We start from the raw sequence: 15,785 nt of genomic DNA on the forward strand, positions 1-15,785 counted from the left end.
ACCGGTTGAGGGGGGCATGAGAACATGAGAGCCCTCTCAGGAACGCAGCCCGTCGAGCAGGTCCTGCGCCACAGCGCGCCACCGCGGGCGGAACGCGTAGACGCAGGCGAGCCGCAGCCGGGTCGCCTCGGCGTGCACGGCGAGACGGCCGGGGTCGGCGCCCAGCACCCGGGCCACCGCGGTCACGGCCTCCTGTCCCGCCGCCCGGAGCGCGGGGTCGAGCAGGCCCTGCGCCGCGCGCAGCTCCAGGTGCACGGAGAGGTTCGCGAGGTCGAGCTCGGGCTCGCCGAGGGCCGCGGTGTCGAAGTCCAGGAGCCCCAGCCGTGCGCCGTCGAAGAGCAGCTGCTGGTCGTGCAGGTCCCGGTGCAGCACGACCCGGCCCCGCCGGTCGGCGGGCAGGGCCGAGAGCTCCGCCCCGATCCGCCGTGCCCGTGCGGCGACCGCCCCCGGCGGGGCCTCGAGCAGACCCGGGAACGCCTCGAGCCGGCCGGCCCAGCGGGCCAGCGTGCGGGCCTCGTCCTCGGCCGTGTGCGCGGGCAGCGGCTCCGTGCCCGGCGCGGCGGTGGCCAGGGCCGGCCAGCACCGCGCCCACTCCGCCCAGGCGGCACGGTAGGCGTCGTTCCGTCCCGCGGCCCCCAGCTCGTGCAGGCTCCGGCCGGGCAGGACGGAGAACTCGACCCGGTCCTCGGCCCGGGCCAGGACGGCGGGCACGGCGAAGCCCGCCGCCGTGCCCAGCCCGTGGAGCCGGTCGGACAGCTCGGCGACCCGGGCGGCCCGGCCGCGGGCCAGGAACTTGACGAAGCGGTCCGGGGTGCCGACCACCGCCCGCCGGCGGTGCCGGTGCACGACCACCCGGCCGCCGGCCGCGGCCGCCGCGGCGAGTCCGGGGAGGCGGGGGTCCTCGCCGTGGGGCAGGACGCGGACGGCCCACGGCCGCCCCGCGCCGGGGGCCGCCTCGCCCGCGCGAACGCGTCCGTGCTCGTCCTCGAGCTCGAGCACGAGCCGGGTGCCGTCCGCCGGCCAGGCGCGGCGCACCCGCAGCGGCCGCCCGTCGGCGTCCGGCACGGTCTCCGGCACGCGCACGGGGCGGGTCCGCGGGACGTGCCCACTGCCGGAGTCCACGACGTGCACCGGATCCCCGCCGGCGGGCACGGGGCCCGCGGGCACACGGTCGGCGGGCACGGCGCCGCGCGGCACGGACGGCGGGGCGCCCGGCGCGGACGGCACGGACTCCGGCGCGAGTGTGGGGGTCACCGGCGCCCGCTGCACCTGATCCACCAGCCGCTGCGCGAGCTCGATCCGCCGGTCCGTGCGCTCCCGCCAGCCGGCGGCGGCCGAGCGGAAGGGCTCCATGCTCCGGGCGAGGACGTGGAACGCGGCCCAGGCCAGGACCTCGGGCCACGGCGGCAGCGCCGCCCCGGACCCGTACCCGCGCAGCAGGGCGCCCGTCAGGGACAGCTCCTCGGCTGCGGCGGGGGGCTGTTCGGCGCCCGGGCCGAGGAGCTCCACGGCGAGGAAGCTGCCGAGGTCGTCGGCCGCCGTGCCGGTGCGGATCCGGTCGAGGTCGGCGAGCCGGAGCTCCGGCGCCCCCGGGCCCCCGCCGCCGCGCACGAGCACCTGGTCCGCGGAGAAGTCCCCGTGCAGCATCCGCACGGGGGCCCCGGTGCGGTCCGCCAGGGCCTCGGCCACGGCCCGGCCGGTCCGGGCGCAGCGGACGCCCGACCGCCGGTCGAGGGCGGACAGGTCGGCGGCCAGCGAGCGCAGCTTCCGGCCCGCGTCCAGGGGGGCGCCGACCCGTGCGGAGCCGAGGAGCGCCGGTCCGCGCTCGTGCAGCTGCGCCAGTGCCGTGCCCGCGGCGGCGGCGGCCTGGAGCACGGGCCCTCCGGGTCCGGTGCCGGGGCCTGGGCCGTCCGGGGCCGCGGCGCGGGCCGCGAGGTCGCCGTCCCCGAACCAGGGGTAGTGCAGCACGTGCGGTGACACGGGGAGGCCGGGGACGGGCACCGGGGCGAGCACCGGGATCCCGGCGGCGGCGAGCCGGGTCAGCAGCACCGGGTCCGCGGGGGCGGGGCCGGCGGTGAGCTTCGTGACCCGGCCGGCCCCGCCGCTGTCGGCGCCCGTGAGGACCGCGCGGCGGCGGGGGTTGTAGCGCAGCAGCCGGGCGGGGTCCCCCGGCTGCCCGAGCCGCCGGGCCCGGTCCGGCCCGAGCACGGCGAGCGCGCGCCGCAGCTCGGGGTCCGTGCCGATCGTCCCCACGGCGAGGCGGTGACCGGGGCGTCCCGGCACGTCCGCGACCAGCACGGGCGCCGGCCGGCCGTCCCGCGCGGCGCGGGCCAGGACCTTCTCGAGCTTGTCCCGCCCGTCCCCGGCGGGGGCGTAGGCGGCGACCCAGTGCACCGCGCCCGTGGTCCCGGCGTCCACGCGGGCCACGACCGAGACGCCGGGCTTGTAGCGCAGGTGGCTGGTCCGCAGCGGACCGCCGAGCTGGTGGCCGAAGAGCTCGGTGAGCCGGCCGGGGTCGAGGACCGCGGCGAGCGCGGGCAGGCTCTCCCAGGAGTCGGGCAGGTGCCGCGTCACGAGCGGACCTCCCCGCGGTCCTGCGCCCGCTGCTGCTCGACCCACGCGGCGAACACGCCGTCCGGCCGGGCGAGCAGCTCCTCGGGGGCGCCGTCGAGCAGGATGCGCCCGTCCTGGACCCACAGCACGCGGTCGGCGGCGAGCGCGAGGGCGGCGTCGTGGGTCACCGCCAGGGACGTGCGGCCGCGGACCAGGCGCCCGAGGGCGTCCAGCACGTCCCGGGCGGACCGGGGGTCGAGTCCGGTGGTGGCCTCGTCGAGCAGCACGACGGGTGCGTCGCGCAGCAGGGCGCGCGCGATGGCCAGCCGCTGGCGCTGCCCGCCCGAGACGGTCGAGCCGCGCTCCCCCACCGGGGTGTCGTAGCCCTGCGGGAACGACGTCACGAACTCGTGGGCCTGGGCGGCGGACGCGGCGGCCTCGACCTCGGCGTCGGTGGCCCCCGGGCGGCCGAGCCGGATGTTCTCCCGCACGGTGCCGTGGAAGAGGACGGAGTCCTGCAGCAGCAGGGCGGTGCTGCCGCGCACCGTGCCGAGGCTCAGGGCGCGCAGGTCGTGGCCGTCGAGGGTCACGGACCCGGCGACCGGGTCCATCATCCGCACCAGCAGGGAGACGAGGGTCGACTTCCCGGAGCCGGACGGGCCGACGACGGCGACGTGCTGGCCCGCCGGGATCACGAGGTCGACGTCGCGCAGCACGGTGCGCCCGCCGTGCTCCGGGTCCCCGTACGCGGCGTCCACGTGGTGGAGGGCGATCTCCCCGCGCACCCCGGGCAGGACCAGGGCGCCCGGGGCCTCCCGCACGTCCACGGGCTCCGCCACGAGGTCGGCCACCCGCTCCCCGGAGGCCGCGGCGCGGGCGATGCGCCCGGTGTACTTGGCCATGTCCCGCAGGGGCTTCATGCACGTCTTGAGATAGGTCGTGAACAGGACCAGGTCGCCCAGGCTCATGGCGCCCTCGAGCACCCGCAGGCCGCCGCCGAAGATCACGGCCGCGGTGGCCACGCCCACGATCACGTCCGTGGCCCGCTCGAGCGCGGCGGCCAGACGGCGGGACTGCACGCCCTGGGTGAGGGCCTGCCGGTTGGCGCGGCCGAAGGAGCCGGCCATGTGCTCCTCCAGCCCGTAGGCCTGGACGGTGCGGATCGCGCCGAGGGACTCGTGGGCGGTGTTCGCGAGCGCGCCCTCCCCCTGCCGGGTCCGGCGCGAGGCCTCGGTGATCCGCCCGGAGGACCCTCGGCCCACCAGCAGGAAGGCCAGGATCGCCACGACCACCACGAGGGCCAGGAGCCAGTCGAGGAAGAGCATCACCGTGCACATGACCACGAGCGTGATGACGTTGGCCAGCAGCGGCAGGCCCGCGGTGACGGCCACCTCCTGGAGCTTGCCGATGTCCGAGACGAGGCGCTGGACCGTGTCCCCGGCCCGGGAGACCGAGTGGTAGCGGTCCGACAGCGCCTGGACGTGCGCGAACACCCGTGCGCGCAGGGCGGTGGAGACCCGGGAGCCGACGAGGGCGAACGCGACCGTGGCGAGGTAGTTGGCGAGCGCGCGGAACCCCACGACCGCGACCGTGGCCAGCCCGGCGGCCGCGAGCAGCTGCCACGAGGCCTCCGGGATCCACGGGTCGACGTTGTCGGCGCCGAGGGAGAGGGACACGGCGTCGACGACGATCTTCAGCGGCCACGGCTCGAGCACGCGGAAGGCCACCTCGGCCAGGAGCACCACGACGCCGCCCGCGGCGAGCAGCCGGTGCTCGCGCAGGTGCGGGGTGAGCAGCCCGAGGGTGCGCCGGAGGGCCCTGCGGTCGAGCCGCCTGCCCCCGCTCACCGCGGCGCTCCCTGCAGTGCTCCCGGTGCGGCCGGGCGCGGTGCGGCGCCGCTGCGGGGTCGCGTGCCGGTGGGATCCGGAGGGGCGAGGTCCGTGCCGGCGAGGATGCCGTCGAGCACCGCGGTCCAGGAGCGCCGGGCGACCGCGTCGCGGCGGCCGGCGCGTCCCAGGGCACGCCGCCGGCCGGGATCGGCCACCAGCGCGTCGACGGCGCCGGCCAGCGCGGTGGGGTCCGAGGGCGCCACGAGCAGCCCGGTCACCCCGTCCTCGACCGCGGCCGGCACCTGGCCCACGCGGGACGCGACGACCGGCAGGGCCGCGGCGGCGTACTCGTAGATCTTCAGCGGCGAGAAGTACTGGTCCGCGGCGTCCTCCGTGGCGGGATAGGGCGCGACGGCCACGGCGCAGTCGGCCAGCAGCCCGGGCACCGCGGCGGGGGGCACCGCGCCGGTGAACTCGGCGTCGACGCCCAGCTCGGCGGCCAGCTCCTCGAGGGACGCCCGCTGGGGACCGTCCCCCACCACGCGCAGGCGCCAGGCGGCGGAGGCCTCCGCGCGGGCCCGGAGCAGGTGCTCCACGCCGTGCCAGGGCTTGAGCGTGCCGACGAACACGACGACCGGCGGCACGGGGTCCGGTCCCCGGGCGGCGGAGTCGCGGCACGGACGGATGCGCTCCACGTTCACCCCGTTGGGGGCGACCAGGACCCGGCCGGCCGGCCCGCCGGTGTCGGCCACGGTCCGCTCCACCCAGCGGGCGACCGGCTCGGAGACGCAGGCCGTGCGCTCGGCGGCGGCGACCTGCGCGGCGAGCGCGGCGCGGGCGGCCGCCCCGTCCACGAGGTCGCGGTGGGTCCGCTGCTCGTCGATCAGCGGCGAGTTCACCTCGAGGACGCCCGGGACGCCGAGCGCGCCGGTGATCCCGGCCAGGGCGGTCGAGAACAGGGAGTGCCGCTCGTGCACCGCGTCGGCGCCGTCGGCGACGACCCGCTCCGTGATCCGGCGGGCGGCGTCCGCCTGGGCCCGCTCCCGGGCCGCGACGCGCGCGGCGCGGCCGGGAGCGGCGGACGCGGGGGCCGCCGGGACCGGGACGTGGACGACCGGGACGTCGGCGAGGTCGGCGGGGACGTCGTCGCCGACCCGGGTGGCGTAGAGGCGGACCTCGGCGCCGCGGGCGCGCCAGGCGCGCAGGATCTCCTGGACGTGGACGGAGGCGCCCTTGGTGCCGAACACGGGGACGCCGGGGTCGGCGCAGACGTAGGCGAGACGCATCAGCGGTCGGCTCCTTCGCGGAGGGGGACGGGTCCTGGGACGGGGTCGGCGGCTCGGGCAGGGGCCGGGGCGGGCTCTCGGGTCCGGCCACGGGGCGGCAGCAGGCTCGGGGCCTCCGGGGGGCGTGCGGCGTGCCGGACAGGGCCCCGGGCCGGGTCGGGCTCCGCCCGGTCCGGGACCGGCGGGGGCAGCAGCGCCTGCAGGGCGGCGGCCTGGCCGGTCGAGTCGTAGTCCCGGGTCACGAGGGCGCGGGCGGCCCGGGCGGCGCCCACCCGGTCGAATCCGGGGTCGGCGACCGCGGCGAGCGCGCCGAGCAGGGCGTCGTCGTCGTCGGCGGGGACGAGGACCCCGGTGCGCGGGGCCGCGTTGCGGACCACCTCGGGGATGCCGGTGACGTCGCTCGCGATCACGGGCACGCCCATGGCCATCGCCTCGAGCAGCACGGTGGGCAGGCCGTCGGCGTTGCCGTCGGCGCCCACCGTGCACGGGGCCGCGAAGACGTCCGCGGCGCGCAGCAGCCGGCCGACCTCGGCCTGGGTGCGGGGCCCGACGAGGTCGACGACGTCCCCGGCGCCGAGCTCCGCGACCAGGGCGCGCAGCGGCCGCTCCAGCTCGCCGCCGCCGGCGACGGTGACGGACAGCCGCCCGCCCTGCTCCCGGTACCGGGCGGCCGCCCGCACGAGGCGGTCGAAGCCCTTCTTCTCCACGAGCCGCCCCACGGCCACGACCCGCAGGGTCTCCCCCACGGGCGCGGGGTCCCGGTAGGGGAAGCGGGCGAGCTCCAGGCCGTTGCGCACGAGCCGCAGCCGGTGCGCGTGCGCGGGGAACGCGGAGGCCAGGTGCCGCCGGTTGTACTCGGAGATCGCCACCACGTGCTCCGCCCGCTCGAGGGTGCGGCGCAGCCGGGCGGGGTCCACGGACTCGTGGAAGATGTCCTTCGCGTGGGTCGTCACGGAGAACGGCACCCCCGTGAGCCGGGAGGCGATCTCGGCGACGTGCGCGGCGAGGGTCGCGAAGTGCGCGTGCAGGTGCGTGATGCCCTGCTCCACGACCCGGGTGGCCAGCGCCACCCCCTGGTGGACCTCGGAGGCCTCCGTGCCGGCCAGCTCCGGGAGCAGGGCGGCGAAGCGGGGGCCGAAGCCGGGGACCACCTCCGCCGCGCGGGCCAGGACGGCCCAGCCGGCGGAGGCCCGCTCGGGGCGCTCCACGTGGTGGACCGGTGCCTGGACGCGCGCCAGCTCGGGGTGGAAGCGCGGGTCGGTGCTGTGCCGGAGGGCGAAGATCGTGAGGTCCTCGCCCTGGGCCTCCCGGGCCAGGACCTCGGTGACCACGAAGGTCTCCGAGAAGCGGGGGTAGACCTTCAGCACGTAGCCGATGCGGTGGCCGCTCACCGGAGGCCTCCGGCACGGGCCGGCACGGCCTGCGCGGGCACCGGCGGCGGGCCCGCGGGCAGGAGCCGCGCCGCGAGGACGGGCACGGCGTGCAGCCCGTCGAGCGCCAGGTGCCGGCGCAGGCGCACGGTGCCCACCACGCGGTGCAGCCAGCCGCTGAGCGCGGCGCCGGTGAGGGCGTCGGCGGTCAGCACGTCCACCGCGCCGTGGGCCTGGAGGGCGCGGGCCCGGATCAGCTGCTCCTGCCGGGGCCGGTCGCGCGGGACCAGGAGCGCGGGGGTGTTCGTGGTGAGGATCTCGGCGACCGAGTTGTAGCCGCCCATCGACACCACCGCGCTCGCGTCCACCACCTCCGCGAGCGCGTCGGGCACGGACGGCAGGACGAGGGTGCCCGGCACGGCGGCGGCGCGCACCTGCTCGGCGTGCTCCTCCGGCATCTGCGGACCCGTGATCACCACGTGCCGGTGGCCGTGGGGCACCCGGGCGCGCGCCGCCGCGAGGGTCAGGCGGTGGCCGTCGGAGCCCCCGCCGGCCATGGTGAGGACGTAGGGGCGGTCCACGCCGCTCGTGCGCCGTCCGGCGGCCCGGCCGGTGGCGAGGTAGCCGGTGTGGCGGACCAGGTCGGCGAGCTCGGCGGGGATCTCGCCGGAGGCCACCGGGTCGTGCACCGCGCGGTCGCCGTACACCCAGATCTGGTCGTACACCTCCCGCACGGGGTTCAGGTCCCCGAGCGCGGACCACTCGCGGGCCGCGGCCGCGGGCTCGTCGAGGACCTCGCGCAGGCCGAGGACCACCGCCGTGCCGGGGCTCCGGTCCCGGAGCCTGCGCAGCGGCTCCAGCAGCTCCCGGTCCACCCCCCAGGCGTGGCGGTCGACGACGACGAGGTGCGGGCGGAAGGCAGTGAGCGCGGCGTCCACCATCCCGGAGCGCAGGGCGGTCAGGTGGCGCATGCCCACGGAGAGGTTGCGGGGCGCGTAGCCGCCCGCGCCCTTGCGGATCCCGGGCAGCACCACCCAGTCGAAGCCGTCGGGGCGCCCGTAGGACGTGGCGGCGTCGATGCCGGTCAGCAGCATGCCCGTCACCGGGCGCCCCGTCAGCGCCGGCAGGTGCTGGGCGAGGGACCGGGCGAGGGCCAGGTTTCGGCGGGTGTGGCCCAGGCCCTGGGAGTCGTGGGAGTACAGCACCACCCGCAGCTCGTCGTCGCTCATCGTGTCCTCCTCGGGGATCAGCGCCGGTGGGTCCGGCGCCGGTGCGGCTGCCGCCCACTGTGGCCGAGGGACATGATGAGAACATGAGCCGTCGATGAAAAGGTTCTCATCTGCGGACGCCCGGCCCGCCGGGACCGGCCCGGAGGCCCCGGCGGGCCGGTCCGCCCGCGTGGACCGGCCGCGGGCCGGCTCAGCCGCCGAAGACCGGCGCGACCGCCTTGACCAGCTGCTGGCCGCCCAGGACGGCGAAGAGCAGGGCCGTGATGCCCAGGGCGATGTTGGTGTGGAGCTTGTTGGCCCACTCCTTCGGGATCCGGCTGCCGTTGAGCAGGCCCAGCAGCGTGAGGGCGAGGAACGGCATGAACAGCGAGCCGAGGACGCCGTAGGCCAGGATCAGGCCGATCGGCTGCCCCAGGGCGAAGAGGACCATGGGCGGGAACGTCAGCCACAGCACGTAGAAGCGGAAGTACTTGCCGCCCACCCGGGTGTCGGGGTGGCCGGACTCCTTGCCGCGGATGTTGCCCCAGAAGTCCGCGAACATGAGGGAGACGCCGTTCCAGACGCCGATGATCGAGGAGAAGGACGCGGCCCAGAAGCCGATGAGGAAGCCGGTGCCGACCACGTCGCCGTACTCCGCGCGCAGCACGGCGTAGAGGTCGAGCAGGCCCTCGTCACCGGAGCTGAGCGCCACCCCGGCGGAGCGGACCACCTCGGCGCCCACCACGAGCATGGCGATGACGAAGACCCCCGTCACGACGTAGGCCATGGAGTTGTCGATCCGCATGACGCGCATCCACTTGGGCGTGTACCACCCCTTCTCGCGCAGCCAGTAGCCGTAGGCGGCCAGGGTGATGGTGCCGCCCACGCCCCCGGCGAGCGCCAGCGTGTAGAGCACGCCGCCCTCCGGGATGACGGGCACCAGGCCCGTCAGCATCTCGGGGATGTTGGGGGCGGCGATGACCGCCAGCCCCACCACGGTGACGAACATCAGGCCGACCAGGGCGGCGGTGACCTTCTCGAAGAAGGAGTACTTCCCGAACCACACCATGACGAACCCGAGCAGCCCCATGATGATCGCCCAGGCCCACAGGGGCAGGACGGGGAACACCGCCGCGAGGGGCAGCGCCGCCGAGGACATCGCGGTGGCGCCGTAGACGAAGCCCCAGATCATGATGTACGGGCCGAAGTACCAGGTGGTCCACCGGCCCAGTGACCGCCAGCCCTCGAAGATCGTCCTGCCGGTGGCCAGGGTGAAGCGCCCGGCGCCCTCCACGAGGATGATCTTGAGGATCACGCCGAGGATCACCGCCCACAGCAGTCCGTACCCGTACCGGGACCCGGCGACCAGGGTGGCGACCATGTCGGCGGCGCCGACGCCCGTGGCGGCGACCACCAGGCCTGGGCCGACGATCTTCCACTTGGCGGGCGCCCCGCCGTCGTCGTCCGTGCGGGCGCGGTGGGCCGCGAAAGACTTCTCGTTCGCTTCGCTCATGCTGGTTCCTCGTCAGATCGGTCCGTCGGGTGGCCGGGGCCGTGCCCCGGATCACCCTACCGGGCCGGTGCCGATCAGAGCTTGGCGAGGCGGTAGCCGGCTCCGCGCACGGTGACGATGCGCTCCGCGCCGAGCTTGTTGCGCAGGTAGCGGACGTAGACGTCCACCACGTTGGACGAGCCGTCGAAGTCGTAGCCCCAGACCTTGTTCAGCAGCTGCTCGCGCGTGAGCACCTGACCGGGGCTCTCGAGGAACGCCCTGGCCATGGCGAACTCCCGGGCGGAGAGCTCGACCTGCCGGTCCTCGAGCACCGCGCACCGGGTCCCGACGTCGAGGGCGAGCCCGCCGTAGCGCAGCCCGTCGTCGGTCTGCTCGGCCACCGCGCGGTCCCGGAGCCGGGCCCGGACGCGCGCCAGCAGCTCCTGGAACCGGAACGGCTTCGCGAGGTAGTCGTCGGCCCCCTGCTCCAGCCCCGCGACGGTGTCCTCGACCGAGTCGCGGGCGGTGCACATGATCACGGGGATCGAGAAGCCCAGGGACCGCAGCACCGAGAGCACCTGGAAGCCGTCCATGCCCGGCAGACCCACGTCGAGGACGAGCAGGTCGAACTCCCCGGTGCTCGCGTAGTCGAGGGCGCTCGTGCCGTCCTCGACCACGGTGGTCGTGTAGCCCGCGGCGCGCAGGCCCTTCTGGATGAAGCGCGCGATGCGCTCCTCGTCCTCGGCGATGAGGATGCTGGCCATGGGGTGCCTCTACTTCCTGGAAGGTGCGGGGCTGAGGTCGGGACCGGGCACGGGGGCGGGAGGCACCGCTGCACCGGACCCGGCGGCACCGGACGGGGGGACCGGGGCCGCGGCGGGCGGGGACTCCGGCAGCCGGAGCGTGAACGTGGCGCCGCGGCCGGGGCTCGACCGCAGCCCCACGGTCCCGCCGTGCCCGTGGGCGATGGCGGCCACGATCGCGAGGCCGAGCCCGGAGCCCTCCACGGTGCGCCCGGTCTCGGCCCGGCCGAAGCGCTCGAAGATCCGCTGCTGGTCCTCCGGGGCCACGCCCACGCCGGTGTCCCGGACCCACACCTCGAGGCTGCGCGCGGGGGTGTCCTCGCCGGGCGCGGCGGGCCCGGTGGCCCAGGCGGCGCCGAGGGCCACGAGGTCCCCGGGGGCGGAGAACTTCACCGCGTTGGCGGCGAGCTGCACGACCGCCTGGGTGAGCCGCTGCGCGTCGGCCACGACCTGCCCCTCGGCCCGCGCCTCGAGCTCCCAGCGCCGGTCCCCCAGCGCGCGCAGCCGGTCCATCGTGTCGTCGAGCCAGGCGGGGACGTCCACGGGGCCGGGGCGGATGAAGTCGGCGCGCTGGGCCTTGGCGAGCAGCAGCAGGTCCTCCACGAGGCGGTTCATCCGCTCGATCTCGTCGAGGAGCATCGCCCGGGTCTCCTCGACGTCGGCGGGGTCGTGCTCGTCCATCAGCTCGAGGTTGCCGTGCAGGATGGTCAGGGGGGTGCGCAGCTCGTGCGCGGCGTCGTCGAGGAACTGGCGCTGCTGGACGAAGGCCGCCTCGATCCGGCTGAGCATGCCGTTGAAGTTCACGGCGAGCTGGCCCACGTCCGAGTCGTCCTGCGTGACGGGAACGCGTCGCCCCAGGTCGTCCGGGCTGATCTGCTCCGTGGCCCGGCGCAGGCGGGTGATCGGTGCGGTGACCCGGCCCACCAGGACGTAGGCCACCAGCCCCGCCACCACCGTCGTGAGGGCGGCGATGCCGAGGTAGCGCCACAGCGAGTCCAGCACGATCCGGCGCTGGGCGCTCATGTCGAAGCCGACCACGAGGTAGCCCTGGCGCGGGTCCTCGTCCAGGACCACCGAGATGACGCCGAGACGGAGCGTCCGGCCGTCCTGCTCGAGGTCGAAGACGACGGTCTGCCCGGGCCGGGCCCGCTCCACGGCCGCGGCGAGCGTGGCGGGGGCGTCGAGCTGGAACCGTGACCGGTCGGCGTGCTCGAACGCCGGCTCGCCGCCGACGAGCGCGAGGATGCTCTCGTGCTCCCCGGGCACCGTGGTGGTCATGAAGGTGTAGAAGAGCTGCGGCAGGTCCGTGAACGGCTCCTCGGCCGTGGCGTCCAGGTCCTCCGAGAGAGAGGCGTCCGGGCCGAGCGGTCCGCGCTGCGCGAGCCGCTGCAGCTCCCCCGCCTCCTGGACGATGTCCTGGCGCACGGACTCGTCGAGGTCCACCAGGCGCAGGTAGTGGGTGATCCCGCCCACGGCGAGGAGGGCGACCGCCAGGAAGGCGATGGTCGTGGCGAGCACCCGGCTGCGCACGGACCGCAGCTCCGTCCGCACCCTCTCCCACCGCGCGCCCGACATGCGCCCCAGCCTATCGACGGCACGTGAGAGGCAGATGAAGGAGGGACGGGCCGTGCGGCCCGTCCCTCCTCCCGGTCCGGGGTCCTGCCCCCGGGCTCAGTACTTCTTGCTGCGCGGCTTGCGGAACGGCTTCTCGCCGTCCCGGTCGCCCGCGGAGTACCCGGAGCGCTTGCCCTGGTAGCCGCCGCGGGAGTCGTCGCCCCGGGCGCCGCCGCCGCGGCGGGGGCGGTCCTGGTAGGAGGACGAGGTGCTGCGGGGTCGGGTCCGGGCGCCGGCGCCCGGGCCGCGGTCGGCCTCGAGCTGGATGAGCTCACCGTTGATGCGCGTGCGGGAGAGCCGGTCCAGGGTGGAGGCGGGCAGGTTCTCGGGCAGGCCCACGAGGGTGTGGGTCGAGCGGATGTCGATCGCCCCGATCTGCTCGCCGCTCAGCCCGCCCTCGTTGGTGAGGGCCCCCACCACGGAGCCCGGCGAGACGCGGTGCCGGTGGCCGACGGACATCCGGTAGGTGGCCATGCCCTTCTCGGTGCGCGGCTCGCGGCGCGGACGGTCGTCGCCGTCCCGCCCCGGACGGTCCCGGTCGCGGGTGCGCTGCACCGGCTCGGGCAGCTCCTCCACGAAGAAGGGCCGCCCGTCCTGGGCCATCACGGCGATCGCGGCGGCGATCTCCACGGCGTCGACGTCGTGCTCCGCCTGGTACTGCTCGACGAGCTCGCGGAACTGGCCGAGGTCCTCGGACTCCATGGTGTCCGTGATCTGCTGGGCGAACTTGTCCTTGCGGGTCTGGTTCACGTCCTCCGTGGAGGGCATGCGCATGAGCTCCACCGGCTGGCGGGTGGCCTTCTCGATCGCGCGCAGCAGGTACTTCTCCCGCGGGGTCATGAACAGGATCGCCTCGCCGGAGCGCCCGGCGCGGCCGGTGCGCCCGATCCGGTGCACGTAGGACTCGGTGTCGTGCGGGATGTCGTAGTTGACCACGAGCGAGATGCGCTCGACGTCGAGCCCGCGGGCCGCGACGTCCGTGGCCACGAGGACGTCGATCTTGCCCTCGCGCAGGGCCTCGACCGTGCGCTCGCGCATGTTCTGCGGGATGTCGCCGTTGATCGCGGCGGCCGCGTAGCCGCGGGCCTTGAGCCGGTCGGCGACCTCCTCGGTGGCGGCCTTGGTGCGCACGAAGACGATGACGCCGTCGTAGTCCCCGACCTCGAGGATGCGGGTCATGGCCTCCATCTTGTGGGAGCCCATGACCTGCAGGTACCGCTGGCGGGTGTTGGTGCCCGTGGTGGTCTTGCCCTTGACGGCGATCTCCTGCGGGTCCCGCAGGTACTGCTTGGCGATCTTGCGGATCGCGGGGGGCATGGTCGCGGAGAACAGGGCGACCTGCTTCTCGACGGGCGTCTGCGAGAGGATCTGCTCGACGTCCTCGGCGAAGCCCATGCGCAGCATCTCGTCGGCCTCGTCGAGGACCACGTACTGCAGGTGGGACAGGTCCAGGGACCCCTTCTTGAGGTGGTCGATCACGCGGCCGGGCGTGCCGACGACCACCTGGGCGCCGCGGCGCAGCCCGGCCAGCTGCGGACCGTAGGGGGAGCCGCCGTAGACCGGCAGGACGGTGAAGTCCTCGAGGTGGGTGGCGTAGGAGGAGAACGCCTCGCCGACCTGGAGGGCGAGCTCGCGGGTCGGGGCGAGCACCAGGACCTGGGTGTCGCGGGAGACGCCGTTGACGTCGGAGAGCTCGGCGAGCCGGGACAGCGCGGGCACGGCGAAGGCCGCGGTCTTGCCGGTGCCGGTCTGGGCCAGGCCCACCACGTCCTTGCCCTGCAGCAGCACCGGGATGGTGGCGGCCTGGATGGGCGTGGGGTTCTCGTAGCCGACCTCGTCCAGCGTGGCGAGCACCCGGGAGTCGATGCCGAGCTCGGCGAAGGTGATGGTGTGCTCCTCGGCGGTGCCGGGGGTGCTGGGGGTGTCGACGGTCATGGAGAAGTGCCTCGTTATCTGTGCGGGTGGCGGCCCGGGAGCATGCCCAGGGGCGTCGGCCACGGTCGTGGTGTCCGGACGTCCCTGCCAACCACTTGGAGCCCCGCACGGGGCGGGAGCGTCGGACTCGGCGCGGCACGGGCCGCGGCCGAACACGATGCGCGGACGGCATCGCGTTGCACGAGAAAGTGAGGGAGTGACCGGATTCGGTCCGTCCAGTCTAGCGCACGCGACGGCGCGGTCAGCCCCGGCGGCGCACCAGCACGAGGTGCTTCTCGTCACGCACCTCGGTGTAGCCGGCGCCGTAGCGCTGCCGGGCCCAGCCGGCCACGTCCCCCGGCGGGTTCCCGCCCCACGCGGCCCCGAGCCGGTCGACCACCACGTAGTCGGGGGCGGGATCGCCCTCCGACCCCAGCCAGTGCACCTGCGCGCCGGGCACGAGGTGGTGCAGGAGGGTCAGGTCCGTGGCCACGCTCGCCCCCTCGGGGACGGCCGCGACGACCGCGGCCTTGGCGCCCGCCCGGGGGTCCGGACGGTAGGCGGCGGGGTCCACGAGGTCGGCCAGCGGGCGCCCCGGGACCAGCAGGAGCGCGACGACGAGCGCCAGTGCCGGCGCGGCCCGGGCGAGCCGCCGGAGGCGTCCGCCGCGCAGCCGCAGCACGGCGTCGAGCAGGGCGACGAAGACAATGGGCATGAGGACGGCGCTGTAGTGCCAGCCCGTGCCCCAGTAGCCGTGGTTCGGCGAGAGCATCCGCCAGAGCAGCGTGGGCAGCGCCACGAGCGCCAGCGGCGAGCGCACGGCGACCACCACGCCCACCGCCAGCACGGCCAACCAGGTGAGCGCCTTCTGGCCCGGCAGCACCAGGGAGACCAGGGCCCCGGCGGGGTCGGCCGCCACCGCCGCGAGGTCCAGCCGGTCCGCGTACGCGAACCGGCCGTCCGGGCTCAGGGCGGGCAGCACCACGGTCACCGCGAGCGCCGACCAGGCCGCGCCCCACGCGGCGAGGGCGAGCCCGAGCGCCACCGGGCGCCGGTCCCCGTCCGCCTCGCGGTGCGCCCGCCAGGCGAGCACCAGGCCGAGCACCGCGACCGTGACGCCCAGGTCCTCCTTGACGAACGCGACGGGGGCGGCCCACAGCGCGGCCGCAGTCCACCGCCGCTCCACCAGGCAGCCGAGGGCGAGGACCAGCAGCGGCAGGGCGAAGGCCACCTCGTGGAACTGCACCGCGACGGCGGCCTGCAGCCCGAAGCTGATCCCGTAGGCGAGCCCCAGGGCCGCGCCCGGGCCCGGGCCCAGCGCCCGGACCGCGAAGCCCGTCAGTGCCCCCGCGGAGACGGCCACGAGGACGTCCTGGACCACGAGGAGGGTCAGCGCGGACGGGAACAGCGCGTAGACCGGCCCCAGCAGCACCAGGATCGGGTGGAAGTGGTCGCCCAGCAGGTTCGCGCCGTGGCCCTTGATGTGCACGACCGGGCCGTCCCCGGCGGCGTAGGACTTGGCGAGCTGGGTGAAGATCCCCAGGTCCCAGGACGGGACCTCCCAGCGGTGCCACTGGAGCAGGGACCACCACACGTACAGGACGAGCACGAGGAGCCCCACGCCCAGCGGCACCAGCCGCGCCCGCCCGGTCAGCGGCGCGGGACGGGCCGGCGGGGCGGCGCGGCGGAGCGCGGTGGCGGGCATGGCCTCCTCGG

General features: G+C 76.0%; 10 protein-coding genes. All 10 read right to left on the bottom strand.

From position 1 onward, the window contains the following. Nucleotides 1–36: 36 nt before the first annotated feature. A complete protein-coding gene (locus ACP7CD_RS03265) occupies nt 37–2,574 on the bottom strand; it encodes a phosphotransferase (protein ID WP_284563468.1) in 2,538 nt (845 codons plus the stop codon). After that, the gene (locus ACP7CD_RS03270) at nt 2,571–4,400 is read right to left on the bottom strand and encodes an ABC transporter ATP-binding protein (protein ID WP_426118824.1); all 1,830 of its coding nucleotides are present in this window, start codon (nt 4,398–4,400) and stop codon (nt 2,571–2,573) included. Before ACP7CD_RS03270 ends, ACP7CD_RS03265 begins: the two co-directional genes overlap by 4 nt. Continuing rightward, complete coding sequence (locus tag ACP7CD_RS03275; protein WP_426118826.1) at nt 4,397–5,668, bottom strand: glycosyltransferase family 4 protein; 1,272 nt, start codon at nt 5,666–5,668, stop codon at nt 4,397–4,399. The genes ACP7CD_RS03270 and ACP7CD_RS03275 overlap by 4 nt, the downstream gene beginning before the upstream one ends. Then, nucleotides 5,668–7,059, bottom strand: a complete 1,392-nt coding sequence (locus ACP7CD_RS03280) for a glycosyltransferase (protein ID WP_109243744.1) — start codon at nt 7,057–7,059, stop codon at nt 5,668–5,670. The genes ACP7CD_RS03275 and ACP7CD_RS03280 overlap by 1 nt, the downstream gene beginning before the upstream one ends. After that, entirely contained in the window at nt 7,056–8,267 is a 1,212-nt protein-coding gene (locus ACP7CD_RS03285; RefSeq protein ID WP_426118828.1) for a glycosyltransferase family protein, read from the bottom strand. The genes ACP7CD_RS03280 and ACP7CD_RS03285 overlap by 4 nt, the downstream gene beginning before the upstream one ends. A 190-nt stretch (nt 8,268–8,457) precedes the next feature. Then, the gene (locus ACP7CD_RS03290) at nt 8,458–9,759 is read right to left on the bottom strand and encodes an Nramp family divalent metal transporter (RefSeq protein ID WP_017834256.1); all 1,302 of its coding nucleotides are present in this window, start codon (nt 9,757–9,759) and stop codon (nt 8,458–8,460) included. Nucleotides 9,760–9,833: 74 nt separating this feature from the next. After that, nucleotides 9,834–10,502 (bottom strand): response regulator transcription factor, encoded by a 669-nt coding sequence (locus tag ACP7CD_RS03295; protein ID WP_017834257.1) that lies wholly within the window; start codon nt 10,500–10,502, stop codon nt 9,834–9,836. A gap of 9 nt (nt 10,503–10,511) precedes the next feature. Beyond that, complete coding sequence (locus ACP7CD_RS03300) at nt 10,512–12,092, bottom strand: sensor histidine kinase (RefSeq protein WP_052132803.1); 1,581 nt, start codon at nt 12,090–12,092, stop codon at nt 10,512–10,514. Between the two features lie 120 nt (nt 12,093–12,212). Continuing rightward, entirely contained in the window at nt 12,213–14,153 is a 1,941-nt protein-coding gene (locus tag ACP7CD_RS03305; protein ID WP_370658560.1) for a DEAD/DEAH box helicase, read from the bottom strand. Between the two features lie 178 nt (nt 14,154–14,331). After that, a complete protein-coding gene (locus ACP7CD_RS03310) occupies nt 14,332–15,774 on the bottom strand; it encodes a DUF2079 domain-containing protein (protein ID WP_095651600.1) in 1,443 nt (480 codons plus the stop codon). Nucleotides 15,775–15,785 lie beyond the last annotated feature (11 nt).

The organism is Kocuria sp. LHG3120 (genome assembly GCF_049897445.1).
In the GTDB taxonomy this organism is placed as follows: Bacteria; Actinomycetota; Actinomycetes; order Actinomycetales; family Micrococcaceae; genus Kocuria; species Kocuria rosea.

Bases quoted from the DNA above. Each gene is read 5' to 3' on its own strand.
- ACP7CD_RS03285 (WP_426118828.1), bottom strand. From the start codon at position 8,267: ATGAGCGACGACGAGCTGCGGGTGGTGCTGTACTCCCACGACTCCCAG.
- ACP7CD_RS03295 (WP_017834257.1), bottom strand. From the start codon at position 10,502: ATGGCCAGCATCCTCATCGCCGAGGACGAGGAGCGCATCGCGCGCTTC.
- ACP7CD_RS03275 (WP_426118826.1), bottom strand. From the start codon at position 5,668: ATGCGTCTCGCCTACGTCTGCGCCGACCCCGGCGTCCCCGTGTTCGGC.
- ACP7CD_RS03290 (WP_017834256.1), bottom strand. From the start codon at position 9,759: ATGAGCGAAGCGAACGAGAAGTCTTTCGCGGCCCACCGCGCCCGCACG.
- ACP7CD_RS03310 (WP_095651600.1), bottom strand. From the start codon at position 15,774: ATGCCCGCCACCGCGCTCCGCCGCGCCGCCCCGCCGGCCCGTCCCGCG.